At 62.9% G+C, this 26,586-nt stretch carries 27 protein-coding genes and 1 tRNA gene; 12 read left to right on the top strand and 16 right to left on the bottom strand.

Annotated elements, in window-relative coordinates:
- Complete coding sequence (locus tag ACEN42_RS18565; protein WP_371882103.1) at nucleotides 1-1,611, bottom strand: Na+/H+ antiporter; 1,611 nt, start codon at nucleotides 1,609-1,611, stop codon at nucleotides 1-3.
- Nucleotides 1,612-1,748: 137 nt separating this feature from the next.
- On the opposite strand from ACEN42_RS18565, the gene ACEN42_RS18560 reads away from it, so the two are divergent.
- From ACEN42_RS18560 to ACEN42_RS18530, 7 genes are all read left to right on the top strand, one after another.
- Nucleotides 1,749-1,973, top strand: a complete 225-nt coding sequence (locus tag ACEN42_RS18560; protein ID WP_371882102.1) for a hypothetical protein — start codon at nucleotides 1,749-1,751, stop codon at nucleotides 1,971-1,973.
- Between the two features lie 111 nt (nucleotides 1,974-2,084).
- Nucleotides 2,085-3,935 (top strand): glycoside hydrolase family 15 protein, encoded by a 1,851-nt coding sequence (locus ACEN42_RS18555; RefSeq protein ID WP_371882101.1) that lies wholly within the window; start codon nucleotides 2,085-2,087, stop codon nucleotides 3,933-3,935.
- A gap of 54 nt (nucleotides 3,936-3,989) precedes the next feature.
- The gene (dhaL, locus tag ACEN42_RS18550) at nucleotides 3,990-4,619 is read left to right on the top strand and encodes a dihydroxyacetone kinase subunit DhaL (RefSeq protein WP_371882100.1); all 630 of its coding nucleotides are present in this window, start codon (nucleotides 3,990-3,992) and stop codon (nucleotides 4,617-4,619) included.
- 21 nt (nucleotides 4,620-4,640) lie between these two features.
- Nucleotides 4,641-5,630 (top strand): dihydroxyacetone kinase subunit DhaK, encoded by a 990-nt coding sequence (dhaK, locus tag ACEN42_RS18545; protein ID WP_371882099.1) that lies wholly within the window; start codon nucleotides 4,641-4,643, stop codon nucleotides 5,628-5,630.
- Nucleotides 5,631-5,945: 315 nt separating this feature from the next.
- Nucleotides 5,946-6,194, top strand: coding sequence for a DUF1488 domain-containing protein (locus tag ACEN42_RS18540; RefSeq protein ID WP_187606315.1), 249 nt, complete (start codon nucleotides 5,946-5,948; stop codon nucleotides 6,192-6,194).
- Between the two features lie 61 nt (nucleotides 6,195-6,255).
- Complete coding sequence (locus ACEN42_RS18535) at nucleotides 6,256-6,492, top strand: hypothetical protein (RefSeq protein WP_187606314.1); 237 nt, start codon at nucleotides 6,256-6,258, stop codon at nucleotides 6,490-6,492.
- 233 nt (nucleotides 6,493-6,725) lie between these two features.
- Nucleotides 6,726-6,802, top strand: a tRNA-Val gene (locus ACEN42_RS18530).
- 77 nt (nucleotides 6,803-6,879) lie between these two features.
- Here ACEN42_RS18530 and ACEN42_RS18525 read toward each other — a convergent pair.
- From ACEN42_RS18525 to ACEN42_RS18510, 4 genes are all read right to left on the bottom strand, one after another.
- Entirely contained in the window at nucleotides 6,880-7,098 is a 219-nt protein-coding gene (locus ACEN42_RS18525) for a hypothetical protein (RefSeq protein WP_187606313.1), read from the bottom strand.
- A 94-nt stretch (nucleotides 7,099-7,192) separates the two neighbouring features.
- The gene (locus ACEN42_RS18520) at nucleotides 7,193-8,533 is read right to left on the bottom strand and encodes a DUF3100 domain-containing protein (RefSeq protein ID WP_371882098.1); all 1,341 of its coding nucleotides are present in this window, start codon (nucleotides 8,531-8,533) and stop codon (nucleotides 7,193-7,195) included.
- A 58-nt stretch (nucleotides 8,534-8,591) separates the two neighbouring features.
- Nucleotides 8,592-10,103 carry an aldehyde dehydrogenase gene (locus ACEN42_RS18515; protein WP_371882097.1) on the bottom strand — a complete coding sequence of 504 codons (1,512 nt, stop codon included), beginning with the start codon at nucleotides 10,101-10,103 and terminating at the stop codon, nucleotides 8,592-8,594.
- 14 nt (nucleotides 10,104-10,117) lie between these two features.
- Nucleotides 10,118-11,047, bottom strand: coding sequence for an NAD(P)-dependent oxidoreductase (locus ACEN42_RS18510; RefSeq protein WP_371882096.1), 930 nt, complete (start codon nucleotides 11,045-11,047; stop codon nucleotides 10,118-10,120).
- 75 nt (nucleotides 11,048-11,122) lie between these two features.
- Between ACEN42_RS18510 and ACEN42_RS18505 the strand changes: the two genes are divergently transcribed.
- Nucleotides 11,123-12,031: a LysR family transcriptional regulator gene (locus ACEN42_RS18505; protein ID WP_187606309.1), complete on the top strand. Its 909-nt coding sequence runs from the start codon at nucleotides 11,123-11,125 to the stop codon at nucleotides 12,029-12,031.
- Between the two features lie 141 nt (nucleotides 12,032-12,172).
- Nucleotides 12,173-12,571, top strand: coding sequence for a deaminase (locus ACEN42_RS18500; RefSeq protein WP_371882095.1), 399 nt, complete (start codon nucleotides 12,173-12,175; stop codon nucleotides 12,569-12,571).
- Here ACEN42_RS18500 and ACEN42_RS18495 read toward each other — a convergent pair.
- The 11 genes from ACEN42_RS18495 to ACEN42_RS18445 all read right to left on the bottom strand — a co-directional run bounded on the left by ACEN42_RS18495 (nucleotide 12,565) and on the right by ACEN42_RS18445 (nucleotide 22,249).
- Entirely contained in the window at nucleotides 12,565-13,305 is a 741-nt protein-coding gene (locus ACEN42_RS18495; protein WP_371882094.1) for a DUF429 domain-containing protein, read from the bottom strand. The two genes, ACEN42_RS18500 and ACEN42_RS18495, sit on opposite strands and share 7 nt — an antisense overlap.
- Before the next feature lie 29 nt (nucleotides 13,306-13,334).
- A complete protein-coding gene (catA, locus tag ACEN42_RS18490) occupies nucleotides 13,335-14,240 on the bottom strand; it encodes a catechol 1,2-dioxygenase (RefSeq protein ID WP_371882093.1) in 906 nt (301 codons plus the stop codon).
- Between the two features lie 219 nt (nucleotides 14,241-14,459).
- Nucleotides 14,460-15,674: a porin gene (locus ACEN42_RS18485; RefSeq protein ID WP_371882092.1), complete on the bottom strand. Its 1,215-nt coding sequence runs from the start codon at nucleotides 15,672-15,674 to the stop codon at nucleotides 14,460-14,462.
- 10 nt (nucleotides 15,675-15,684) lie between these two features.
- A complete protein-coding gene (locus ACEN42_RS18480) occupies nucleotides 15,685-17,190 on the bottom strand; it encodes an aldehyde dehydrogenase family protein (RefSeq protein WP_187606304.1) in 1,506 nt (501 codons plus the stop codon).
- 11 nt (nucleotides 17,191-17,201) lie between these two features.
- Nucleotides 17,202-17,666, bottom strand: coding sequence for a cytochrome c (locus ACEN42_RS18475; protein WP_238213929.1), 465 nt, complete (start codon nucleotides 17,664-17,666; stop codon nucleotides 17,202-17,204).
- A complete protein-coding gene (locus ACEN42_RS18470; protein WP_035501899.1) occupies nucleotides 17,663-18,148 on the bottom strand; it encodes a cytochrome c in 486 nt (161 codons plus the stop codon). Before ACEN42_RS18470 ends, ACEN42_RS18475 begins: the two co-directional genes overlap by 4 nt.
- A complete protein-coding gene (locus ACEN42_RS18465) occupies nucleotides 18,145-18,666 on the bottom strand; it encodes a methylamine dehydrogenase light chain (RefSeq protein ID WP_035501898.1) in 522 nt (173 codons plus the stop codon). Before ACEN42_RS18465 ends, ACEN42_RS18470 begins: the two co-directional genes overlap by 4 nt.
- A gap of 39 nt (nucleotides 18,667-18,705) precedes the next feature.
- Entirely contained in the window at nucleotides 18,706-19,350 is a 645-nt protein-coding gene (mauD, locus tag ACEN42_RS18460; protein ID WP_035501896.1) for a methylamine dehydrogenase accessory protein MauD, read from the bottom strand.
- Nucleotides 19,347-19,904, bottom strand: coding sequence for a MauE/DoxX family redox-associated membrane protein (locus tag ACEN42_RS18455; protein WP_371882091.1), 558 nt, complete (start codon nucleotides 19,902-19,904; stop codon nucleotides 19,347-19,349). The genes mauD and ACEN42_RS18455 overlap by 4 nt, the downstream gene beginning before the upstream one ends.
- A 9-nt stretch (nucleotides 19,905-19,913) precedes the next feature.
- The gene (locus ACEN42_RS18450; RefSeq protein WP_371882090.1) at nucleotides 19,914-21,044 is read right to left on the bottom strand and encodes an amine dehydrogenase large subunit; all 1,131 of its coding nucleotides are present in this window, start codon (nucleotides 21,042-21,044) and stop codon (nucleotides 19,914-19,916) included.
- 263 nt (nucleotides 21,045-21,307) lie between these two features.
- Nucleotides 21,308-22,249, bottom strand: coding sequence for a helix-turn-helix domain-containing protein (locus ACEN42_RS18445; RefSeq protein ID WP_371882089.1), 942 nt, complete (start codon nucleotides 22,247-22,249; stop codon nucleotides 21,308-21,310).
- A 437-nt stretch (nucleotides 22,250-22,686) separates the two neighbouring features.
- Between ACEN42_RS18445 and ACEN42_RS18440 the strand changes: the two genes are divergently transcribed.
- The 3 genes from ACEN42_RS18440 (at nucleotide 22,687) to ACEN42_RS18430 (ending at nucleotide 26,585) form a co-directional block, all read left to right on the top strand.
- Complete coding sequence (locus tag ACEN42_RS18440) at nucleotides 22,687-23,994, top strand: MFS transporter (protein WP_371882088.1); 1,308 nt, start codon at nucleotides 22,687-22,689, stop codon at nucleotides 23,992-23,994.
- A 102-nt stretch (nucleotides 23,995-24,096) separates the two neighbouring features.
- The gene (locus ACEN42_RS18435) at nucleotides 24,097-25,506 is read left to right on the top strand and encodes a spinster family MFS transporter (protein WP_371882087.1); all 1,410 of its coding nucleotides are present in this window, start codon (nucleotides 24,097-24,099) and stop codon (nucleotides 25,504-25,506) included.
- 110 nt (nucleotides 25,507-25,616) lie between these two features.
- Entirely contained in the window at nucleotides 25,617-26,585 is a 969-nt protein-coding gene (locus tag ACEN42_RS18430) for a 2Fe-2S iron-sulfur cluster-binding protein (protein ID WP_371882086.1), read from the top strand.
- Nucleotide 26,586 lies beyond the last annotated feature (1 nt).

Here is a 26,586-nt window from a genome sequence, read left to right as displayed (position 1 = left end):
TCAACCGCGCGAATGGAGCGCGATGATCTCCTGAAGATCGAGGTCGTGCTCAAGCGAGTGCAGAAGCTCGTCGTGAATCTCGCCCGCACGATGCATGCGCAGCAACTCCGCGCGCCCGGCCGCGATCGCGGCGAGCACGACGTCGTAATGCGCGTGGCGCGCGTCGGTCGGGAATTCCTCCATGTCCTCGAAGCGTCTGGTAAGCCCCGCGCGATACGAGTATTGCTCCAAGAGACGCGGATGGATCACATTGCCGTCCGCGTCGTGCACGAGCGGCTGAATCGCCTCCAGTTGCGCGGACTCCAGGCGCGCCCATGCCTGCGGCTCGGTGAGATGTCGCGATGAGCGCTCGTGGCCGCGCGTCAGCGAAAGCAGGGCGATGAGCGGGCCGATCGTCGCGCCCTGCAGCAGCACCGTGACGAGGATCACCGCGAAGCCGGCGAACAGGATGAGATCGCGGCCCGGCATCGTTTCGGGCAAGGAGAGCGCAACCGCGAGCGTCACCACGCCGCGCATGCCGGCCCAGCTCACGACGGTGGCCGCGCGCCAGTCGGGAACGGCGGCGCCGGCTTCGGGGCCGTTCCCGCGCTTGCGTCCGGAGACTGTCCACGCGATCCATTTCACCGCCTCGGCGCCGAACACCCACACGAAGCGCGACAGGATCACGACGGCGATCACCGCGGCAGTCGCGGGCCCGAGCAGCGAGAAAGCATCGCCGACGCCGCCGAGCCGCACCGCGATGCCCCGCAGCGACAAGCCGATCAGCACGAAGACGAGCGCTTCCAGCACGAACACGACGACCTGCCAGAAAGCCGTGCCGCGCATGCGCTGCGCCGCCGTGAACACTTCGTGCTGATGCCAGCCGACGACCATGCCGCACGTGACCGTCGCGATGACGCTCGACACGCCCAGTTCTTCGCCCGCGATATAGCTGACCCACGACGTCAACATCGACGTGGTGATGACGAGGTAATCGTCCTCGAGCGCGCGCATGATTTTGACGGCGATGAAGCCCGCAATTATCCCGACCACGACGCCGCCGATCGCCAGTCCCGCGAAGCTCGCGACGGCGCGCGGCGCGCTGAACACGCCGCTCATCGCGGCGACGAGCGCGAAGCGAAACAGCACGAGGCCCGCGGCATCGTTGAGCAGGCTTTCGCCTTCGAGCAGCACCATCAGACGACGCGGCAGCGCGACGCGTTCGAGCACGGCCTTGGCGGCGACGGCATCGGGCGGCGAGACGACCGCGCCGAGCGCGAAACACGCGGCCCACGGCAGCTCGGGCACGACGAGATGCACCGCGATGCCGACGACGAGCGTCGTGAACGCCACCGCGCCAATCGCGAGCAGCAGGATGCCGCTCAGATTGCGCTTGAAGTCGTCCCACACGAAAAAGTACGCGCCGTACATCAAAAGCGGCGGCAGGAACACGATGAGCACGAGTTCGGGATCGAGCTCGATATGCGGCAGGCCCGGCACGAACGCCATCGCGACGCCGCCGACGAGCAATGCAGCAGCGGGCGGCAAGCGCAAGCGCTTGGCGAGCACTTCGAGCGCGATGATCGCGATCAGCGAGACGAGCACCAGATTGAATGCCGTGGCGGCGTGCATGAATTGTCCTCGGGTTGTGCGGTGAGTTCTTGCGCTGAAATGCGCGGCGGCCCACGCAGATGCCGCGCATCGCGCTGCTACGATCGACGCGGGGCCGGGCCGCGAGCCGGGGACATCGTATCTGAAAGGAAGGGAAAATGAGACGAAAGTCGTCAGGCGTGGCGGTGGCGGCGGTGCTGGTGGGCGTCGCCGTGGCAGCCGTGCTTTATATCGCGAGCCTCGGCAGGTCTCGTCACGCCGATGCGCCCGTGCCGACGCCCTCGGCGCTCGCCGCACAGGACGGCGCGGCGAGCGCGGCGGGTTTCGGGAACGCGCCGAAACAACCCGAAACCGTGCAGGGCGATCGAACCGCCGCGCGCTGACACGCGGCGTCCAGTCTTTGTCGCAGGTATCGGAACCTGTCGCGCGCGACAGGAATATGCCTTGCTCGCCGTCTGACGATGCCAATGGAGGCACGCCGGGAGCAAATCGCGATGGGACACCATCCAGAGCAGGTTCCAGCCGCCGCGCTGCCCGTCGACGGGCGCGGCATGATCGGCAACATGAAGACGGCGGCGCTCGTGTCGCTGTGCGGCGCGATCGACTTCATGTGCTTTCCCCGCATCGACTCGCCGACGCTCTTCGCCGGGCTGCTCGATAGCGAACGCGGCGGCGCTTTTTCGATCACGCCGCGCACGCCTCATGCGAACCGCCGCGCCAACGTCAAGCAGATGTATCTGCCCGAAACGAATGTGCTCCTCACGCGTTTCATGACCGACGAAGGCGTGTGCGAACTGCTCGATCTGATGCCGGTCGCATCGACTGCAGCCCGCGCCGATGAAGTGCCGAACTGCGTGCTGCGCGTCGTGCGGCTCGTGTACGGGCGCATGACGCTCGACGTGCGCTGCGATCCACGTTTCGACTACGCGCGCGCGACGCACACGGCGCAGGCGGTGGAGAAGGGCGTCGATTTCATTCGCGCGGATGGCTCGCCGCCCGTGCGCCTGATCGCGAACGTGCCGCTCACGATCGACGGGCAAAGCGCCTGCGCGACGCTGGATTTCGAGGCGGGCGACTGCGCGTGCTTCGCGCTCGGCGACGCGCAAGGGCTCGCCGATATCGAAGCGAATCACGATGCGATCCTCTCCGACACCATCGATTACTGGAAGGCGTGGTCGTCGCGCTCGACGTATCGCGGGCGCTATCGCGAAGTCGTGCTGCGCTCGGCGCTGACGCTCAAGCTCCTGAGTTCGGAAGAATTCGGCGCGATCGTCGCCGCGCCGACTTTCGGCCTGCCCGAGGCGCAGGACGGCTCGCGCCGCTGGGATTACCGCTTCACCTGGATACGCGACGCCGCGTTCTCCGTGTACGCCTTGCTGCGGCTCGGCTACACCGGCGAGGCGGAACGCTTCATGAAATGGATCGCCGAGCGCAGCCGCGATTGCAGCCTGCACGGCCAGTTGCGCGTGATGTATTCGGTCGATGGCGCCGACGCGCTCGCGGAAAGCCCATTGACGAGCCTCGTGGGCGACATGCCGGGAAACGTGGTGGTCGGCAACGAGGCGCGCGATCAGATGCAGCTCGATGTCTACGGCGCGCTGCTCGATTCGGTCTACCTCTACAACAAGTACGGCGCGGCCATTTCCTACGATGGCTGGCGGCACGTGACGCGCACGGTCGATTATGTCGTCGAGCACTGGCGCGAGGCCGACAACGGCATCTGGGAGTTCCGCAACGGCACGCGCGCGCTTCTGCATTCGCGTCTGATGTGCTGGGTGACGCTGGACCGTGCGTTGCGGCTCGCCGAGAAGCGTTCGCTGCCCGCGCCGCTCGCGAACTGGTTCAAGACGCGCGACGAGATCCATCGCGACATCCACGAACAGTTCTGGAACGACGACATCAGGAGTTTCGTGCAGACGCCGGGCTCGGCCACTCTCGACGCGTCCGCGCTGATGATGCCCCTCGTGCGCTTCATCGGCCCGAAGGATCCGCGCTGGATCGGCACGCTCGATGCGATCGGTCGCGACTTGCGTGTCGATCCGCTGATCTTCCGCTATACGCGCGGCTCGACGCTCGACGGCCTGCCCGGCACGGAAGGCGGCTTCTCCGCCTGCTCGTTCTGGTATGCGGAGGCGCTCGCGCGCGCGGGACGCGTGGACGAAGGGCGGCTCGTCTTCGAGAAGATGCTGGCGTATGCGAATCATGTCGGCCTTTTCTCGGAGGAAGTGGCGACGAGCGGCGAGGCGCTCGGCAATTTTCCGCAGGCGCTCACGCATCTCGCGCTCATCAGCGCGGCGTACCAACTGGACCGGAATCTCGACCGCGTGCATGTTCCCTGGACCTGATCGATCTGCGTGTATCCTTTCAGCTCACTCTGAGCATGAACGGAGGACAGTCCGATGAACGGCAAGACGGTCATGGCGTGCATCGACGCGGCGCATGCGTCGCTCAAGGAACATGCCGACGAAATCGCCTCGCTCGATCAGGCGATCGGCGACGGCGATCACATCATCAACCTGCTGCGCGGCATGGATGCGCTCACCGGCATGCGCGCGCAGATCGAAGCCGAAGCCTTCGCGCCCGCGCTCAAGCTCGCGGCGACGAAAGTGCTGTCGACGGTCGGCGGCTCGTCCGGGCCGCTCTTCTTCTCGATGCTGACCGGCATGGCGAAAACATCCACCGACGATGCCGGCGTCGCCGGTTTCGCGCGCGCGTTCGCGGCGGGCGTCGAAGCCGTCGGTCAGCGCGGCAAGACGGGCACCGGCAGCAAGACGATGATGGACGTGCTGATTCCCGTCGCCGAACGCTTCACCGCAATGGCCGATGCGCTCGCTTCGAAGCAGGACGTGCTGAAGGAACTGCCGCCCATCGCGGAAGAAAACATGCTTGCGACGCGCGACATGCTCGCCACGAAGGGGCGCGCGTCGTTTCTCGGCGAGCGTTCGCGCGGCCATATCGATCCGGGCGCGCGATCGAGCCAGTTCATGATCGAAGCCGTCTGCGCGCGGCTTGCGCAAGGCGACGCCTGAACACAAAAAGGAGCAGGGGACATGAAGAAATTCATCAATCGCGTCGATGACTATCTGACCGAGAGTCTCGCGGGTTTCGCCGCGGCGCATGCGGACCTCGTGACGGTCAGCTTCGATCCGCTCTACATCGTGCGCAAGGCGCCGAAGCCGGGCAAGGTCGCGATCGTCTCGGGCGGCGGATCGGGTCATGAGCCGTTGCATGGCGGCTTCGTCGGGCACGGCATGCTCGATGCCGCGTGCCCCGGACAGGTCTTTACATCGCCTACGCCCGATCAGATGATGGCCGCGGCCCAGGCGGCGGACACAGGCGCGGGCGTACTGTTCATCGTGAAGAATTATTCAGGCGACCTGATGAACTTCGAGATGGCGTCAGAGCTGTGCGAGATATCGAACGCGTCGGTGCTCGTCAACGACGATGTCGCCGTCGAGAACTCCAGCTTCACGACAGGACGGCGCGGTGTCGCGGGCACGGTGATCGTCGAGAAGCTCGTCGGCAGCTTCGCGGAAGCCGGCGCCGATCTGCAGGCCTGCCGGACGTTCGGCGAACGCGTGACGGCGCGGATCGCATCGATGGGCGTGGCGTTTTCGAGCTGCACGGTGCCCGCCGCAGGCAGGCCGACCTTCACGCTCGGCGACGATGAAATCGAGATCGGCGTGGGCATTCACGGCGAGCCGGGACGCAGACGCGCGAAGTTCGAGACGGCGAACGCGATTGCGGATGAATTGCTCGCGGCGATCGTCGATGACCTGAAGCCCGCGGCGGATGCGCCGTTGCTTCTGCTTGTCAATGGCCTGGGCGGCACGCCGTTGTCGGAACTCTATCTGCTGTACAACTCGGCGCGGACCTGGCTCGATGGGCGCGGGTTGAGCGTAGCGCGCTCTCACGTGGGCGCGCTGACGACATCGCTGGAAATGGCGGGAGCGTCGATTACGCTCTGCGCACTCGATGACGAGATGATGAGACATTGGGACAGTCCGGTGCATACGGCGGGATTGCGTTGGGGAATGTGAGCATCGATAGCGTGGCGTGGTCATCGGACGTCGTAATAAAAGGAGTTCGCGCGGCGGGAAGGGTATATAGTGAGCAGGCCGGTCTCACTACGTGGACCGGTCTTTCAGAGGTAGTCATGCGATTAGATATAAAGAAGGCAGTCCCTCTCGCGGCAAATGAGAGTGCTTACAACCGGGAGCGTCAGGCCCGGCTTCTCACGCTCAAAACCGAAGACGCCAACCGGGCGGACCAGAGGCGCATCAGCTATGCGCTCATCGATTCAACCGCAAGCAAGTGGCGATTTCCGCCAACGCCATAAGAGGCCGAGGCTGACTATGGCGCTTCATTTTCCGAATCCGAGCCGAAGCTACGATGCCGCCAGGCATTGCGTGTTTTTCTGGGGTTACGACGACTCGCGGGAAATCACGTTCGAGGTCGGCGGCGCAACGCTCAAAGGCCTGCAACCGGCGCTCGGGTCCGATGAACGGTCGTTTCTCGTGGCATTCGACGAGTTCCGCGAAAAGCTGCTCGAAATCGCGCAAAAGCGATACGTTCGCGGCCCGCAGAATCGATATTCGATTTGATGAGGCTTCGGTCCCGCCTGGCCGCTGACGGCTGCGCAAACCGATCAAGGTATTGTCTTTCATGCAGCGAGTGATCGAGTATCGCGGGTTCGAGATTCACGTCGAATTGACGCCAGCCGATGAAGACACGTTCAACGTGATTTTCCAGATCAAAGGCGGCACCAACCTCGGCGTACTGGGCGCGCGAGGAGGCCGCATACCGCTGCGCAACGGGCCGTTCACGGAGCGATGGGCGTACCTGGTTGCCGAGATTGCCGGACAAGCAGCGATCGACGTGCTGCTTGGGCCGGATGAGTGATTCCAGTTTTTTTGCGCTTGGCTCAGAGCACGAACTTAGGAACCCTTATCATAAATTCAAAAGTTCGCTAATTTATGTTATGTCAAATAAACAACGCGCTGATCAGTCATCCATAATCTCCAAGGGACACCGACATCGGACTATCGAGGGAGCCCCCCCAAACCCCCGATCAAAAAATTTCGCCCAAAAACCCCCACAACGCGAAAGTTTCCCCTATAATTCGCGGCTTCCGTAGGCTCGTAGCTCAGCTGGTTAGAGCACCACCTTGACATGGTGGGGGTCGTTGGTTCGAGTCCAATCGAGCCTACCAGCGACATTCAAACGCACCGCGGCGATCTTTATCGCCGTGGTGCGTTTTCATTTCCGCGACCGCACTTCGGCGGCGCATCAGTCCCAGCAATTGCGGAACGCCACCGCGACGATCACCGGCACGGTAAGCACGAGCGGAATGGCGAAATACGGGATCTCGAGATGGACGATCCACGTATAGATCAGCCACGCGACACCCAGCGCCAGCGTGGCGATGCCGATGAGCGCCGTCAGCACATTGAGCATGCGAGGCGACATCGGCTTGCGGGAAGTTTCTTTGCCCGAGGGAGTATCCATGGCGGCGGGCGCATTCGAGCGCGAGAGAAGTACATCTCGATTTTATACCGCCCTGCCCGCCACCGTAGATCGTTTCCAGGCTTTCAAACCGGCTTCAGATATGGAAGAGCTGGGCCACCAGCGCCGCGCCCAGGAACGTCCCCGCGTTCGCGACGAACGACACCAGCACGATGCGCCAGCCGAGCCTTCTGAACGCCGGAATGTCCTTCGCGATCGACAATCCCGCGAAGGTCAGCATCGGCGTCGTCACGCCGAGGAAGTCGTTCTGCGCGCTCGCCGCAGCGATCTGAGCACCCCACGGGCACCACGGCGATGTCAGGAACATCGCGACGATCGATACCCAGCACACAGCCGGAATCTTGTGCCCGGTCGCCCGCGCGATCGCGTCGCCGACGATCGTCGCGAGCACCATCACCGCCATGCCGGGCAAACCTTGCAGCGGCGTCGTGCCGTGCGTGATCCAGTCGGCGACGAGCGCCATCAGCGCGGTCGCGCCCCACGCGAGCATCTTGCCGCCGTAGCCGAGGTGAGGCGCCTCGGTCTGTACGTCGCCCAGTTTCGGCGCCGATGAAGCCGTCTCGCCCGCGCTCGACGCTCGGGTCTTGCGGCCGATGAGCGGCTCCAGCAGCCGATAGCCCCATATGGCCATCGGCAGCGAGATGAAGAGCGTGAAGTACGTGCCGATGGTCGTTGTGATCAGATTGCTCGCCGCCGCGAACGTGAGCACGGCTTTCGCCGTCTCCGGGTCCTGCTGCGCGGCGATCGCGCCCGACGCCGCCGCCATCATGCTGCCCGAGCCGACGCCCGAACCCATTGCGAGCGCGAGCGGATGAAAGATGTGCAGGCTCGCGACGAAGCCCGCGAAGATCGCGATGAATACCGCGCCGAACACCGTGCCCGTCAGATATTCCGCGAGCACACCGCGACCTTCGGCGGAATCCATCCCGTATTTTTCGCCGATGATCGCGAGGCTCGGTTCGCGCCCGACCGAAAACGTCGCGCCGATCGCCTCGCGCTTGATGCCGAGCAGAAGCGCGAGCGGCAATCCGAGCAGGATCGTGCCGACGAAGTGGCCGAGTTCCTGAAACGCGAGCGCCCATCCCGCCGCGGCAAGCTTCGGCAATGCGCTGCCGACCAGGAGGCCAAGCTTCGCGACGAACAGCAGGAGCGCGGGCTGCAGAATCGCGGCGGCGTAGAACTGGCTGCGCACGTCGAGCCGCGCCGGGCTTTTCCAGCGCTCGGAGACGAGACCGAGCGCGGCGCCGAGCAAGAGCGCCCAGATCATCGGGAGCAGAATGACCTTGCCCGGGCCGATCCTGAACGTGAACGACCCGATGAACTCCGCGATCAACAGAATGACCGCCGCATAGAAAAAGAGCTTCGCGGTTCTGAGGCCGCTTCCTTCCGCGCGATCCGCGCTCAACGTGCTTTGCATTCCCTTCTCCCCTTGATTGCCCGGACGCCGCGTCATGGCGACGCCCGGGCGTTTTTGATCATAGATAGCCGAACGTCGTGGCCGGATCCTTTGCCGTTTCGACCCACACGCTCTTGGTCTGCGTGTACTCGTAAAGCGCCTCGACGCCGCTGGATCGTCCGTAGCCGCTCAGACCATAACCGCCGAATGGCGACGCGACGTTGATCGTCTTGTAGCCGTTCACCCAGAACGTGCCCGCGTCGACCTGGCTTGCGACGCGCAGCGAACGCGCGACGTCGTTGGTCCATACCGCGCCCGCGAGACCGAAGTCGGTGTCGTTGGCGATCGCGACGGCTTGCTCTTCCGTGTCGAACGGAATCGCCGCGACCACGGGCCCGAAGATTTCCGTGCGCGCGACGTCCATGTCGTTGGTCACGCCGGCGAGCACGGTCGGCGCGACATAGTAGCCCGCATCCGAGCGCTCGGCCGTGCCGGCCGCGAGCGTCGCGCCATCGGCGATGCCCTTGCCGATCATCGACATCACGTGATCGTACTGCCTGCGATTATTGATCGGGCCGACTTCGGTCGCATCGTCGAGCGGCGCGCCGACTCTGATCTTTTTAGCGCCCGCGGCGACCATCGCGACGAATTCGTCGTAGACGGAGCGTTGCACCAGCAAGCGCGAACCCGCGACGCAGCTTTGCCCCGCGCCCGCGAAAATCGCCGCCTGCGCGGTCAGCGCGGCGCGCTTGAGATCCGCATCGGCGAAGATGATATTGGCCGACTTGCCGCCCAGTTCCAGCACGCAAGGCAGCACGCGTTTCGCCGCGCTTTCGGCGATGCGCGCGCCCGTCGCCGGCGAGCCGACGAACACGACTTTCTTCACCGCCTTGTGCGCGATCGCCGCTTGCGCGACCGTCTGCCCGAGTCCCGCGAGCACATTGATGAGACCCTTCGGCGCACCGCCGCGCTCCGCCAGCAGGCCGATCACGATCGATGTGAACGGCGTGAGCTCCGACGGCTTGAGCAGCACCGCATTGCCCATCGAGATGGCGGGCGCGACCTGCCAGCCGCACGTGAAGACGGGCGCGTTCCACGGCGTGATCTGCAGCACCGTGCCTGCCGGCTCGCGGCGCGTGTAGTTCAGATGCGAAGTCGGCACGGGAATGACGTCGCCATAGAACTTGTCGGCCCAGCCGCCGTAGTACTCGAACATCTCGGCGACCTTCGCAACTTCGCCACGGCAATCGCGGATCGGCTTGCCCGAGCCGAGCGATTCCAGCCGTGCGATCTGTTCCGCTTCCTTGCGAATCTCGCGCGCGATCTCGAACATCACGCGGCCGCGCGCCGCATGGGTGAGCGCCCACCACTGCTTTTGCGCACGCGTGGCCGAGGCCGCCGCCTGTTCGACCACGGCCGCGCCGCCGTCCTTATACGCGAGACTCGGCTTGCCGGTAGCGGCGTCGTAAAGCTGGATGGTTTCGCCCGCGCCTTCGATCAGTTCGCCACCGACATACGAGCCGATCGTCTTCGCGTCCGGAAAGAAATGTTTGAATGCCGCGAGAAGCTGTTCTGCTGCGTCGTATTCCATTTTTTTCTGTTCCCTTACTTCGATTCGATGAACTGCACGATGCGATTGAAATCCTCCGCGTCGCCGATGCTCGCCTCGCTCGCCTCCCACAGGCGCCCCGCTTCCTTCGCGATGGGCGCATTCTCGTGGACGCCATCGAGCAAGGCCATCGCGAGACGCACGTCCTTGCGCATGAGTTTCATCGTGAAGCCCGAGTCGAACTTGCCGTTGAAGATCCACGTCGGATAGTTGGTGAGCGTCGCGCTGTTGCGGCCCGAGCCGCCGTTGAGCGCCTCGACGAGCTTTTCCGGATCGACGCCCGACGCTTTCGCCGCACGCACCGCCTCGCTCGCCGCGAGCAGATGCACGCCCGTCAGCATGTTGTTGATGATCTTCGTCACATGACCCGCGCCGACCGGCCCGACATGCACGCGCTTCGCGCTGATCACCGCGAGGATCGGTTCGACCGCGGCGACGTCCGCTTCCGAGCCGCCGAGGACCATCGTCATCGTGGCGGTCGCTGCGCCTTTCGGGCCGCCGCTCACGGGGCCATCGACGAAACCGATCCCGCATTCCGCGAGCGCGGCCGCGACCTTCTTCGTGCTGGCCGGATCGGCGGTGGTCGTATCGACGACGATCAGCCCGGCTTTCCCGTTCGATGCGACGCCGTCCTTCCCGAGCACGACTTCCTCGACGATCGCCGATGTCGGCAGCGACAGTATCAGCACGTCGACCTCGCTCGCGATGGCCGCAATCGACGTGCGCGCCTCGATGCCGTCAGGTTGCAGCGCCTCCGCCACGCCTTGCGCGGCATCGAAACCGAGCACGCGATACCCGCCGCGTCTGGCCGAGCGCGCCATGCCGCGTCCCATGTTTCCCAGACCGATCACACCTACCGTCTTCATCAGCAAATTCTCCTTCTCATGCGCGCCGTGCTTCGGGCAGCCGGTCCGCGTTCCTGTCATCTTCGGTCGTGAAAGCCGTACAATCAATCAACGCCAATATTGGAAGTGTTCTGATTTTTAGAACACTCGATTCCGATGACCGATAACCTCACCGACAGCCGCATCGTCTATTTCTTCGAGGCCGTGCGCTGCGGGACCATCCGCGCGGCGGCCGACTATCTCAACGTCGCGCCGTCGGCGGTCAGCCGGCAAATCGGCCTGCTGGAAAAGGAACTGGACGCGGCGCTCGTCGAACGGCACGCGCGCGGCGTGAAGACGACCGAGGCGGGGCAATGCGTGATCGAATACTTTCGCGAGCAGCTCGCGCATCGCGACGATCTGCTCTCGCGTCTTCAGGCGTTGCGCGGATTGCGCACGGGCCAGGTGAATATCGTGCTCGGCGAAGGCTTCGTATCCGATCTTCTGTCGGGGCCGATGCAGCAGTTCTGCAAGCAATACACGGGCATCAAGGTGAACCTCGATCTCGGCGGCACCAACGATGTGATCCGCAAGATCTCCGAGGACGAAGGCGAGATCGGCCTCGTCTATAACCCGCCGCAGGAACCGAAGCTCGTATCGCGCGCGATCAAGCGACAGCCGATGATGGCGATCGTCGGCCCGAACTTTCCGCGCAAGGAGCGCAAGTCGATGAACGTGCAGGAACTCGCGCAGCATCCGCTCGCAGTGACGCATGCGTCATACGGCACGCGGCAGATGCTGCAGGCTGTGGAGTATGCGGAGAAGCTGAAGCTCGATCCGGTCGTGACGACGAACTCCATTGCCATTCTGAAGCAGTTCGTCAAGTCGGGGCTCGGCATCACCGTGCTGCCCGCGTTTGCCGTGACGAGCGAGATGGAAGCCGGCGATCTCTTTGCGATCGACATCACGCACCCGATTCTCGCCGATGCCGAAGCCCATCTTGTCACGCGCGCCGGACGCAGGCTATCGGTTGCGTCGAACAGGATGCTGCAACTCATGACCGCGCAGATGCGGGCGTTTCGCTAGTCCGTTAGCATCGTGATCGTGCAGTCAAACAAGGAGGACACGGCATGATCGACGATACAGACAAGAAGCATCTGATCCGCTGCATCGAACTGGCGCAAGAGGCGCCCGTCCCTTGCGACGAGCATCGAGCCTTTCGGCTCGATGCTCGTCGCAAGGGACGGGCGCGTGCTTTTCGAAGACCGCAATCGGGTGCGCGGCGGCGATCAGACGCGGCACCCGGAATTCGAAATTGCGAAATGGGCGGCGCAGAACGTGCCCGAAGCCGAACGCAAGCACGCGGTCGTGTACACGTCCGGCGAGCATTGCCCGATGTGCGCGGCGGCCCATGCGTGGGTCGGGCTGGGGCGCATCGTCTATGCGGCATCGACGGAACAGTTCACGCGCTGGCGTGCCGAACTCGGCGCGAAGCCGGGGCGCGTGCGTGCGCTGGCGATTCAGGAAGTTATCGAAGATACCGTCGTCGATGGTCCCGTCGATGAATTCGCCGAACGCATCAAGGCGCTTCACGTGGCGCACTATCGAAAGGCGGGCGCTCAGTAGTAGATCGTCATGGGTATGCCCGCCGCATCGGTTTGAATCTCTTCGGGCAGATGGAATGCTTTACCCGATGCGATGCGGCGCGCGCTCCACAGCACGGCAAAGGCATCGAGCACGTCGTCTCGGGAAGCCTGCGCGGGATTGCGCGCGGCGAGCGCCGCATCGACTGCACTGCCGAAGCACTGCACGAGCAACGCGTGACGTAGCGCAAACCCCGGCGCGTGCGCCTTGCTTTCGTGCAGACCGTGCGCCGGGCCGCCCTGCTCCATTCGCAAGTGCATGAAGCTCAGTTCGGGATGCACTTCGAATACGCGCGCCGCTGCGCCAGCACGCGTGCGCAGCACGTCATCGACTTCAGCGATCTTGCCGCGAATATGGAAAGCCTGAATGGAAATGCGCTTTCCCGATGCGGCGTGGTTGATGTCGCACGCTTCGCGATAGTTCGATGCGGCCAGTGCTGCGCGTGTCGGTGGAGAAAATACCGAGCTTCCGCGAGGACGCCCGAGCAGCTTGCGGGCGAGCGTGTCGCATGCGCGGGCGCCATTCGCGGCCAGTCCAATTGGAATATCGACGGCCACGATTGCATGCGCCCGCTCCCATTCGAGCAGGTCATCGAAGCGGCCGACGACGTTCGTGGTGATGACCCCGCTACGTCCGCATTGCCTTGCGACGAACCAGCCCGCCTTGCAGCCATCGACGCCCAATAGATCGGCATCTGTATCGAGCTCGTTGTTCATGCGGCAATGGTATCAACGATCGCGGATGCTCACGCCGCGCGCACGCGCTCCACTTCCGTGCCGGGCACGTCGTCGCGTTCACTGCACAGCGTGAAGTCGAAGTCGATGAGCGCGAAGCGCCCTTCCACACCGTACGGCTTGCCTTCCGCCCCTTCGGCTTTTTTCACTTCGGGCACGAGTCCGTCGCGCGTCGCGAACGCGAAGTCGTCCCACAGATACGGATCGCCGTCGATATTGATCTGCGTCGTCAGCTTGCGATAACCCGGCGCCGACACGAAGAAGTGAATATGCGCCGGACGATGACCGTGCCGGCCGAGTTGATCGAGCAATTGCTGTGTCTTTCCGCCGGGCGGCACGCTATAGCCGACCGGCACGACGCTCGTGAATGCGTATTGGCCGTCGCCATCGGTGCGAATCGAGCGGCGCAGGTTGAACGCGGACTGCGACTTGTCGAAGTACGAGTAATTGCCGAGACGATTCGCGTGCCACACTTCGACCAATGCATTCGCGAGCGGGGCGCCGTCCTGCGTCAATACACGGCCACGCATCACCAGCGTTTCGCCGAGGCTCGTGCCATCGTCGAGTCGCGCATGGCCGAGCGATTCCGGCGCGCCCGACACATAGAGCGGCCCTTCGATGGTGCGCGGCGTGCCGCCTTCGAGACCGGCCTTCGCTTCCTTTTCGTCGAGACGCGCATCGAGAAAATGCTCGAAGCCGAGACCCGCGGCGATCAGGCCGAACTCGCCGCTTTGTCCCGTTTCGCCGAGATAGTTCAGCGCGGCCCAGAACTCGCCCGGAGTGACGTCGAGGTCTTCGATCGTGTAGAAAAGATCGCGCACGATGCGGTTCACGATTGCTTTCGTGCGTGCGTTGCCTTCGTTCGTGGCGCTGTCGTTGATCTTTTTCAGCAGCGCGTCGATGGTTGCCCTGTTCATTTTCGATGTCTCCGTGAGTCGGTATGTGTGGGGATGTTTCGATGATCGATGCATTGCGATGGACGCTCGCAACGAAATTAAACGACACGCATATATCGGTCAAATCAGTCATATAAGCCGATGCGCATCCATAAGATTGATCGGTCGAACCAACACGCAAACGAAAAAAACCCGGCGGGGAATCATTCCAGCCGGGTCAACGCACGCCCTCGGAAATACTTAGAAGTTATGCCGTATGCCCACCGTCACGGACAGTTGCCGGTCGCTGTTCGAGTTGGGCAGATTGGGAATCTGCGCGTAATTCGCCGGGCCGCCCGTCGCGGGATCGATGCCGAGTCCCGCTCCTACCGCCTTCTGCATGATCGCGACACCATAGAGCGCGGTGCGCTTCGAAAGCGAGTAATTCGCGCCGAGGTTCACCTGATGAAAGCGCGTCGATGAACCGCCGTCGGGTTTCGCATTGTTATAGATGTAGGCGAGACCCAGTTGCAGGAACGGCGTGGCCGCGTAAGTCAGATTCACTTCGCCGATATCGAATGCGATGTCACGGCCTTGCGGATTGGCGCTATCCGCGAAGAACTGGCTATGCTCAAGGCGAGTATGCGTATAGGTCAACGCGATGGTCGCAGGCCCGATCGCATACGATGCGCCCGCGCCATACGCTTTGAGCGCTTCCGCATTCTGCAACTGACAATACAGCGCCGACGGATTCGAGCAGGCGAAATCACCGATATATCCGTTCGTACCGCCCAAAGCCGCATCGAGCGGATTACGCAGGTTCAGATAGCCCGCGCTGATGGAAACGGGCAAACGCGTATAAGCCGCCGCGACGGAATAGCCGCGCCGTTGTGCGAAATCGCCGGCCACACCGCCGAGGCTATACGTGCCACCTAACGAGAAACCGTTCCAGTCCGGGCTCGTGTACTTGATCGAGTTGTTGAAGTTGAACGCTTCGTTCAGGTTGTCGACGTCGCCGATGTGCGAGCCGTAGAGCGTCGCCCATGAATTGCTCGACACGTAAAGCCCGAGAAAGTCGGAATACGAATCGTACTGGCGTCCGAGCGACAACGTACCGAATTGCTCATGCGCCAGTCCCACCCAGGCCTGACGGTTGAACAGCGCCCCGCCCTGCACCAAGCCACCCGTTCCCGTATAGAAGCTGTTCTCCACGTTGAACTTCGCTTGCAAGCCGCCGCCCAGATCTTCGACCCCGAGCAAGCCGAAGCGCGAAGGCACGAGATTGCCGCCCGAGAATGCGAAGTTATGCCCCGAGCTGACGCTGCCGTCCGCGTTGGTAACTTGCTGATTGGTCGTGTAGGTCAGCCCGGCATCGACGGTGCCGTACAGCGTCACCGTGCCTTGCGCGGATGCGCTCGCGCACACGGCGAGCGCCGCCGTCGAAACAAGCTGCCGCGCGATCGTTTTAGTTGTCATGCGAGCGTCCTCACGCGTAGTTGATCAGCACCGACTTGGTTTCGGTGTACATGTCGATCACCGCGCGTCCGAGCTCGCGCCCGAAACCCGATTGCTTGAAGCCGCCGAAAGGCATCGCGTTGTCGAGGAGCGAATGACAATTGACCCACACCGTGCCCGCCTTGATGCGCGGCACGAGCTTGTGAATGGCGGAGAGATTGTTCGACCAGATGCTCGCGCCGAGGCCATACGGTGTGTCGTTCGCTTTCGCGACGACGCTGTCGATATCGCTGAACGGCATCGCGACGAGCACCGGCCCGAAGATCTCTTCGCGCACGACCTTCATCGAATGATCCGTATCGACGAGCACGGTCGGCTTCACGAAGAAACCCGCGCCTTCCTTGCGCGCACCGCCCGCGATCGCACGCGCGCCTTCATCGCGTCCCGCTTCGATATAACCCAGCACGCGATCCATCTGCCGCGCCGACACGAGCGGACCGATCTGCGTCGATGCATCGAGGCCCGGACCCATCGGCAAGGATTGAGCGATGGCGGCGACGCGTTCCATCACGCGATCGAATACCTTATCGTGCACATAGACGCGCGAACCCGCGGTGCAGACTTGTCCCGAGTTGAAGAAGATCGCATTGGCGACGCCTTCGGCGGCTTTGTCGATATCGACATCGGGCAGCACGATCACCGGCGACTTGCCGCCGAGTTCGAGCGACATGCGCGTCATGTTATCGAGCGCCGCGTGACCGATTGCCTTGCCGGTCGGCGTCGAACCCGTGAACGCGATCTTGTCGATGCCGGGATGACGCGCGAGCGCCGCGCCCGCCGTGCGGCCGAGGCCCGTGACGACATTCACGACGCCCTTCTCGATGCCCGCCTCTTCGATCAGCATCGCGAGGCGCAATGCGGAAAGCGGCGTGTCTTCAGCGGGTTTCAGCACGACGGTGCAACCCGTCGCGAGCGCGGGCGCGAGCTTCCACGAAGCCATCAGCAACGGGAAATTCCACGGAATGATCGCGCCGACCACACCCACCGCTTCCTTGCGCGTGTAGCCGAAGAAATCGTTCGACGGGCTATACGGAATCGATGCTTCGATGGTGTTGCCTTCGATCTTCGTCGCCCAGCCGGCCATATAGCGAAAGCATTGCGCGGCCATCGACACATCGAGACCTTGCGCCACTGTCACCGGCTTGCCGTTGTCGAGCGATTCGATTTCCGCGAGCTCGCGCGCATTCGCTTCGATCAGATCGGCGACGCGCAGCAAGAGGCGTTCGCGATCGGTCGGCTTCATGCGCGACCACGCGGAGTCGTCGAATGCGCGGCGCGCGGCGAGCACCGCTCGATCCACATCGGTTTCGTCGGCGCTCGGCACGCGGGCGAGCAGTTCGCCATCGGCGGGATTGATCACGTCGAGTGTCGCGCCGCTTGCGCTTTCCACCCACGCGCCGTCGATCAACATTTTCTTTGCCGATGCGACGAACGCGCGCGTCGAATCGAGCATCGCGAGATGCTGGCTGTTATTCATCAAGGTGTCTCCTAGTAGTGTTCGGGGACGGCGTCGACGCCGTTCTCCTGCAATTCCTTCACGAGCTTCATGCGTGTGCGCGCGACATCGGTGAGCGCGGGACGACGATGCGCCGCGATTTCTTCCGCCGTATAGGGCTTGAACGATGCGGGCCGCGATTGCTCGTTCATCGTCGCGAGCAGCCAGTTCAGGACGTTCGCGAGCTCGGCATCGTTCAATGCGGAATTGGCCGCGCCCGGCACACGCATCACGAACTGACGGCCCTCGGGCATCGAGACAAAGTGACCGAGCGAGTTGCGCAACGCGGGCACTTTGCCGGGGATGCCGGAGCCATCGGCGGTATGACATCCCATGCAATTGAGGACCCAGTCCTGACGCGCGCGCGGCGCGTCGTACTCCTCCGCCAGCGCCTGCGGTGCGGCCGCCATGAAGAGCGCGGGAAGCGCTGCAGCCACGAGGACCGCGCGCGGCTTCATAGCCCGAGGCCCTTCACGACCGCATCGCGACGCTGATGCACGGCGGTCTGATCGAGCGGCCCCGCGCGCCATGCCTTGACCTCGGCGACGTCGAAGGGCTTGGCTGAACCATGCTCCGCGTTCAGATCGAACACGACGTAGTTCAGCACGTCGGCGATCTCTTCATCGGAGAGCGATGCGAAGCTCGGCATCTTGAAGTTGTAGCTCTTCTCCTTGACCTTGATTGGACCGAACATGCCATAGAGCACGGTGTGCCCTAATTGGGAACGGCCATCGGGCGAGCCCGCATATTTGCCCGGATACTCGACGAGCGGCGGCGCGAGTCCGTCCATGCCCTTGCCGCCCGCCTGATGGCAGACGGCGCACTTGCCGTCGAATGTCGATTTGCCGCCGGGATAATGCACCGTTTGCGCGAATGCCTGAGGCGCAAGACTCATCGCGCCGGCGGCGAGCGCCGCCATCAAAACACTTGCCGTCTTCATTGCGTTGCCGCTCCCAACAGTACCGATACCGAGCAGTGGTAATTCGAATTGCCGTTCGCCATGCACCAGTTGATATCGTTATTGAGCGACAGCTTGTAGAGCGGCTTCTCGCGTTCATTGCGATTGCAGAAGCAACGCCCGCAGCTCGTCTTGCCGCAGCAGTCGTTGTAGGACACGATGTAATCCGAGCCGTCGTGCGGATTGCGGCATGTGCCGATCCACGTGATCGGCGACGGCGTCGTGCCCGGCGGGCAACTGCTCGACGTGCCACCGCAGCAACTGCAAAGCCAGCCGTCGATCGCGCAATACTTCCAGTAGTCGCAGCTCGTCGGATCGTCGCTTGCCGATGCGCCCGGCTTCTTCGGCTCCGTCGCATACGCGGTCCGATCCACCGGCAGCAGCGGCACCATCGCCGAGCCGACCAGCACCTTGCCGAGCTTCGCCATCGCACTGCGCCGCGAGCTGCGCTGCGCGACGCCGCGCGCCTTATGTTCGAAGAATGAATCCAGCCATTTCATGGACGCTCACCTGTAGGAATGAATGATTTATTGGCGTCTTCAGGCGTGCTGCCCGACTTGACCTTCATGATCGTGATGCGCGTGATCGTCATGCTTGCCGTGCACGAACTCCTGCAGCGAAGCGACACCGCGTTCCTTCGCTTCGAACAGGCTTTCCAGATGCTCACGCGTATTCACGAGACCCTTCGCACGGACCTTGCCTTCTTCGTCGAGCAACACGGCATAAGGCAGCTTGCCGATCTGATAGGAAAGGCCGAGTTCCTGCGACAGCACATACGGGTATTGCGAAAGACCGGTCTTGCGATAGAAGGCTGAGTGCTCGTCGAATTCGCCATCGCTTGCGAGCACGATGTCCGTATTGCCTTCGCGTGCCTGGATCGACGGCAGCAAGGGCAGCAGCTTCTTGCACACGGGGCACGTCGGCGAAAGGAAGAACACCAGCGTGTTGCGCTTCGAGTTCGACAGGCCGCCGACCTTCACCGCGCGGCCGGCGATATCGCCCAGTTCGAACACCGGTGCGATGGCGCCGACTGCCGGGCCCTTGTCGATCATGAGTGCGCCCGCGGGCATCATGCGTTCATAGAGAATGCCGACTTGGCGAACGAGTGCGAGACAGATCGCGCCGAGCGCGAGCAAAGCGGCCCACGACAGTGCGGCCGAAATCATCAGGGCGGTTTGCATCATGAATTCCTCAGAGAATCGAGCTTGGGAAGATTGACCAGCAGCACGTCGAGCGTGAACCACGCGGCGACGGCGAATAACGTGCAGGCGCCTGCGCTCAGGTAGTCGAAGCCGATGAGCGCGCGAGCAGTAGGAGGTACGAGCGCGGCGGCCGCGAGCGCGGCCAGCATCAGGGCGCGCGATACATGCCACCAGCCGATGGACTTGGGCGCGCGTTCCGTGGCGCGTGCCGCGATGAAGCCCGAGCAGCCGCAATCGATATCGGTATGACCACGCAGCACGTTGATCGCGAGCGCCGCGCCGAAGAGCGTGAACAACGCGATCAGCACGAGGGCGCTGACCGTGCGCGCATCGGCGAACAAGAGGCCGATTGCGCCCGCGGTTTCCAGCGCGGGAAACGCGAACGACAAAGGCGTCAGCGCGAACGACGGCAGCAACGCGAACGCTTCGAGCGACGCGCGAAAGCGCGCCGGCTCGCGCCACTTCGGCGCGGCGCTCGCGAGCGCGATGATCGTCGCGGACGCGATGCACACCATGAGAATGACGGGATCGATCATCGCGTCACCTCAGGGATTGAGCAGCAGTGTCGACGTCGTGCCGAGCTGCTTTTCGACGTGCTGGCGCTTGCCGGTCGCCGCGTCGATCAGGACGAGATCGGAGGTCGGCGTAAGGCCGTAGAAGAGCGGCTTGTCGTCGGTGCTGACTTGAATCGAGAGCAGCGGGTCGATCTTCTGCTTCGCGAGATCCCAGCGCGCCACGCGCTTCTTGCTCTCGGTGTCGTAGACCCAGATCTCGGTGCCCGGATCCTTGTGCGAGCCGTCCGCGCCCTTGTGCATCGCGACGTAAAGGCGATGAGTGGCCGTGCTCAGCGCGGTCTGCTGCAAACCGCCCGGACGCCAGCCTGCCTTGCGTTCCTGATCGCTCAGCAAGGACCACGATGTGCCGAACACAGGTGCATCGCCGGAGAAGTCGGCGGTGCGCACATTGCCGTGGAAGGTCGTGAACACGTACTTGTTGCCGTCGCGTACGGCGTTGACGAACGCAGGATCATGATCGACATCGATGAACGCGTCGGAGAGCTTGCGGCTCGCTTCCTTGCCCGTGGCATCGAGCCTGACGGTGAGCGCCTTGCCGCTTTCGCACAGCGCCGAGAAGCGGTCGTTGCCGCTCGGATACGCGAGCACGCAGCCATCGGTATCGATCTCGCCGAGCACCTTCTTCGCGGCCGTATCGATGACCGTTACCGAGGTCGACGGCGTGATGTTCGACACATACAGGCGGCTGCCGTCTTCCGAAAGATTCGTGAGGTAAGGCGTCGGCACGGTCTGGCCGTGCTTGGCCGGGATCACGATTTCACCGGTCACGTCGAGTGTCGTGTTATCGATGATCTCGACCACATCCGTACGCGCGCCGTGACTGCCGCGCGCGAAGTACGTCGTCGCGACATAGCTAGTCTTGTGATCGGGCGAGATCGTGAAACCCGGAGCGAAGCCAGCGTCGATCTCGCCGACGAAGCGTTTCGTGTCGCCGTCGAACACATGAACCCGCGCATCGGTCATGCTCGCGAACGAGACATCCGTCACGAACACGCGATGCGGGCTATACGGCGGCACCTTCGCCACCGTCAGTTCTTCCGGCTTTTCGGCCGCGCCCGCGTGCGACTGACACGCAAGCAATCCATAGAATAAGGCCCCCATGGCGGTGGCCAGCCGTCTCAGCTTCATCTGTGCTCCTCCTTAGTTATCGTCGAATTGACTCTAAAGACGACAATAAAAAAGAGCACTTCGTAACCGGCAGCGCGTGCGTGCCGAAATGGAGCATTCGAAAGGGAGCCGACAGAGACGCGCGCAATGCGCGTGTTCAGGCGGCTTGCAAAGCCGACTTCGAAAAGAGAAATGCCGATTGCAAACCGCGGCAATGCGGCCTGCAATCGGCATGGAGGGAATGCGTTAGTGCTGAATCAGCGAGTGCGCAGCGTTTGAGAGGGAAGTTCGCCGAACAGGCTTTTGTAATCGCTTGCGAAGTGGCCGAGATTGGAAAATCCCCAGCGCATCGCGGCTTCGCGCACCGGAATTTCGTTTGGCGATGTCGTCGTCAGGAGCCGTCTCACTTGCGCAAGACGCACGGCGCGCAGATAACTCACCGGATTCATCTGCGTGACCGATTGAAAGCTGTTCTGAATGGTGCGCCGGCTCACACGCAGTTTCTCGCACAGATCCAGCACCGAGATCGGCTGCTCGGGACGCGCAAGCACCAGTTCATGCGCGCGACGTACGACATCGGCGCGGCACGCATAAGTGAGCCGGTCCTCGCGCGTGGGCACATGAAACGTCAGCAGATCCAGAATGCTTTCTGTCACGGTGTGCGTGAATCGCTGCGCGCCATCGTCCGATGAAAACGGATCGGAGTGCGCGAGCACCGTTTCGACCGCCGCGATGATGCGCTTTCCCGCGCGCGCGCCGGCCGCGCCGGGGATGCTCAGCACGTGCCGGTTGAGAATTTCGTCCTGGACATCGATGCCCGCCGCATCCGCTGCCGACGCGAGCAGACACATATCGACGGCCACGCCGAGCATCGACATGTCGGGTGGCGAATGCAACAGGAATTCCTTGTTGCCAGGCGCGACGACGAGCGCGTTTTCGTCGACACGCACGCCCTGAAACGAAAATGGTGCGCCGCCGCCGAGCACGAGTCCGAACGTGACGAATCCCGCCGGCAGTTGCCCGCGTTGAACGATACGAACGTTCGCGGATTCCTGAAAGACCTGCACGCCCGCCACCGAAACCTGCTTGACCGTGCTGCGAAACGCGCCTTCGCCCACCTGGTCGTAACGCTGTTCCCAGCCTGTCAGCGCATGCGCGTGGCGGTCGGCGTCCTCGAAGGTTTCATAGTTGGCGTACATCCCTCCTCCTGCTACTTGCGTCGGCATCGATGCGACTGCTTTTAGGTTCTCGATTTTTTTGGCGTCAAGCTTTTTAATTGTTCTCGCTTGTTGCTTGTTGCGCAATTCTGAGAATGCACGATTGAAAAACGGGCGCGCGCGTGCGTAGGCGCACGCGCGCTTAGTGCGCACTTCAGAGATTACTTTAGAACTCGCGCCGGATGCCCGCGTGCACGGTGGATTGCGTGAACAGAAGTCTGCGCTCACCCGTCCGGCGCGGCAAATCAGTCAAAAGCGCATTCATCGATAAAGCCCGCTGATGCGGTTTCATATTTGCCGCACTGATAGCCGACGCCCTTTTCGGCGAATTTGACCTAGATATCCGTCACATCGACACTGCCTGCGAAACGAAGCCTTTCGAAAGCATCGACGCCTCCTCATTCCCCAAGCGAGCCCCTATGTCTTCCGTTCACTCCCAGGCTTCAGCGGACCGCCCCGCCGCAACGCAGGATCGCGCGCTCAGCCGGATCGTCGTCGCTTCCGTCGCGGGCAATGCGATGGAGTGGTACGACTTCTTCGTCTACGGCACGGCCGCCGCGCTCGTGTTCGGCCAGTTGTTCTTTCCCGCGAATGCGGACCCGCTCGTCGGAACGCTCGGCGCATTCGCCGCGTTCGCGATGGGGTTCGTCGCACGACCGCTCGGCGGCATCGTGTTCGGGCATATCGGCGATCGATATGGACGGCGCGCGTCGCTCGTCTGGACGCTGCTCATCATGGGCTTCGCGACCTTCGGCATCGGCTTGTTGCCCACCTATGATCGTGTGGGGCTATGGGCCCCTGCCGCGCTCGTCGCGCTGCGGCTGCTGCAAGGGGTTGCTTCAGGCGGCGAATGGGGCGGCGGCGTGTTGATGATCAGCGAGAGCGCACCGCCCGAAAAGCGCGGCTATTACGCGGCGTGGAGCCAGCTCGGCGTGGGCGGCGGCTTCGTGCTTTCATCGGGCGCATTTCTCGCCGTACAGGCATTGCCGCACGATCAGTTCATCTCATGGGGCTGGCGTCTGCCCTTTCTCGCGAGCCTTCTGATCTTCGCGCTCGGCGTATATATCCGGCATAACCTGCCCGAGAGCCGCGACTTCGAAAACGCGGATCGTGCGGGCAAGACTTCTCACATGCCGGTTATCGAAGTCATCAAACGCCATCCGAAGGAAATCCTGATGGCGATGGGATTGCGTGTGGCCGAGAATGGCGGCGCCTATATCTTTCTAGCCTTCTCGCTCGTCTACGGCAAATATGCGGGCATCGACAATTGGACGATGCTCACCGGCGTGATGATCGCGATGATCGTCGAAATGGTGGCGATGCTTCTGTGGGGCAAGCTCTCCGATCGCATCGGCCGCAAGCCGGTGTACATGATCGGCGCGGTGTCGCTCGCATTCATGGCCTTCCCCTTCTTCTGGCTGCTCAATACGCATTCGACGCCGCTGATCTGGCTCGCGCTCGTGCTCGGCACGGCGGTATGTCATGGCGCGATGATCGGCACGCTGCCTTCGCTCGTCGGCGAGCTCTTCAGTACCGAAGTGCGCTACTCGGGCGTCGCGCTTGGCCATGAGGTCGCGTCGATTTTCGCGGGCGGGCTTTCTCCGCTCATCGCCACGGCGCTGCTCGCGCGCTATCACGCGTCCTGGCCGGTCTCCGTTTTCCTTATCGCGCTCGCACTCGTCACCGTCATCACGTTGAAGTACACGCACGAGACGCGCGCCAGATAACCCGAGCTTTTCCTTTCGTTCCATTCGTTTGCCATTCGCGCGGCGCTTGCCCGCGCGAATGCCTGCGCACGCCCAGAGACCCGCATTCATCGGAGACACACGATGCATTCCCCAAACACCATGAAACCAAAAGGCAAGCGCCATACATACGAATGGTATGTCGTCGTGATCTGCATGCTGGCGTATGTTTTCTCGTTCATCGACCGCCAGGTGCTCGCGCTCATGATCGAGCCGATCAAGCGCGATCTGCATCTCACCGACACGCAATTCAGCCTCCTGCATGGATTCGCGTTCTCGCTCTTCTATGCGGCGATGGGCATGCCGATCGCCTATCTCGCCGATCGTTTCGCGCGTCCGCGCATCATCGCGGCGGGCATCGCGCTGTGGAGCGTCGCAACGGCGACGTGCGGGCTCAGTCAGAGCTTCGTGCATATGTTCGCTTCGCGCATGAGCGTAGGCGTGGGCGAAGCCGCGCTCTCGCCCGGCACGTACTCGATGATCGCGGATTACTTTCCCAAGGAGAAGATCGGCCGCGCGATCGGCATTTATTCGCTCGGCTCGTTCATTGGCGGCGGCATCGCGTTTCTTGTCGGCGGATATGTGATTGCACTGCTCAAGCACGCGAGCGTGTTCACGTTGCCGCTCATCGGCGAATTGCGCGCGTGGCAGTTGACGTTCTTTATCGTCGGATTACCCGGTCTCCTCGTCGCGTTCGTTTTCATGCTCACGGTGCGTGATCCCGCGCGCAAGGGGCTCGCGCAAGACGGCGCGGGCAAGGTCAAACGCGTCGCGATGGGCGATGCGCTGCGTTTCATCGCGAGCCATCGCAAGACGTTCTTCTGTCATTACATCGGCTTCTCGTTCTATGCGATGGGTCTCTATTGCCTGATGGGCTGGACGCCCGCGTTCTATATGCGCCGTTTCGGCCTCACGCCTGTAGAAACAGGTTATATGCTCGGCATCGTGATGCTGGTTGCCAATACGACGGGCGTGTTCTGCGGCGGCTGGCTCAATGACTGGCTGCTGCGCCGCGGCCGCAGCGATGCGCCGATGCGCGCGGCATGGATCGGCGCGGCCTGCATGCTGGTTCCGGCTATCGCATTCACGCAGACGACGAGCCTCAACGCGTCGCTCGCATGGCTCGTCGCGGCGATGTTCTTCGCGTCATTCCCGCTACCGACCTCCGCCGCCGCCATGCAGGCGCTCGCGCCCAATCAGATGCGCGCGCAGATTTCAGCGATGTTCCTGCTCGTGTCGAATCTGATCGGACTGGGTCTCGGGACCACGCTCGTCGCGCTCATCACCGACAAGGTGTTCGGCTCGCCACTGGCGGTCGGCGATTCTATGGCCATCATCAACGCCGTGGCGATCGTGCTGGCCGCCGTGCTGCTCCATGCCGGATGCAGGCAGTATCGCGCGAGTCTCGATCGTGAAGCGCGCGAAGCCCGTGTCACGATCGCCGAAGAACAAGCGCCAGAGAAAATGCCGGCGGGCGCGGCGACGACGGCCTGAAGATATCCGCCGAATTGATGTGACCTGCGCTTTTTAATCTATTTTGCTTATCCGACGAGGGACGTTACGCTCGATGCATCGTCCCCTCGACACACTGGAAAGGCAGCATCATGCAAGCTCAAACCTTCAAAGTTCGCGTCGACGCGTTGCGCGAAGAAGCTCACGGCGTGCGTTCGTTCAGCATCTCGCGCCTCGACGGCATGCCCTTCGATGCCTACGAGCCCGGCGCGCATATCGATGTCACGAGTCCATCCGGCATCACGCGCCAGTACTCGCTGTGCGGCGATCCGGCTTGTCGCGATTCGCATGTCTTCGCGGTGAAGAAGGAGGAACAATCGCGCGGCGGCTCGCGTTCGTTGCATGACGAAGTCGACATCGGCAGCGAGTTGTCAGTCGGCGCGCCGCGCAATCTGTTCCGCCTCGAAGAAAGCGCGAGCGAACATATCCTGATCGGCGCGGGCATCGGCATTACGCCTCTGCTTTCGATGGCGTATCGTCTCGTCGCGATCGGTGCGCCCTTCACGCTGCACTACTTCGCGCGCAGCGACACGCATGCGGCATTCTTGCCGCTCCTCGCGCGCGCGCCGTTCGACGGACATGTCAGGCTGCATTTCGGTGTCGAACGCGAAGTGCTCGCCGATGAACTCGATGCCTGTATCGGCGACGCCGATAAGGATGCGCACGTCTATACATGCGGCCCCGCGCCATTCATGGACGTGGTGGTCGATACTGCGCAAAAGCGCTTGCCCGCCGGTGCCATTCATCTCGAACGCTTCAAGGCCGAGCCGCAAGCCGCGACGGATGAATCGCTCGATACCTTCGATGTCCAACTCGCGAGCACCGGACAAACCGTGCGTGTTGATGCAGCCACGTCCATCGTCGATGCGCTTGCGTCGATCGGCATCGAGGTCGATACCTCATGCGGCGAAGGCGTCTGCGGAACTTGCATGGTCGATGTCGTGAGCGGCGAGCCCGAGCATCGCGATCATTGTCTGAGCAAGGCGGAGCGCGCGAGCAACAGCGTGATCTGCTGCTGTGTGTCGCGCTCACGCTCACCGGTTCTCGTGCTCGACCTCTGAA

Source organism: Caballeronia sp. S22 (assembly GCF_964261745.1).
Taxonomy (GTDB): Bacteria; Pseudomonadota; Gammaproteobacteria; order Burkholderiales; family Burkholderiaceae; genus Caballeronia; species Caballeronia jiangsuensis.
This window is presented reverse-complemented; position numbering and strand designations above follow the sequence as displayed.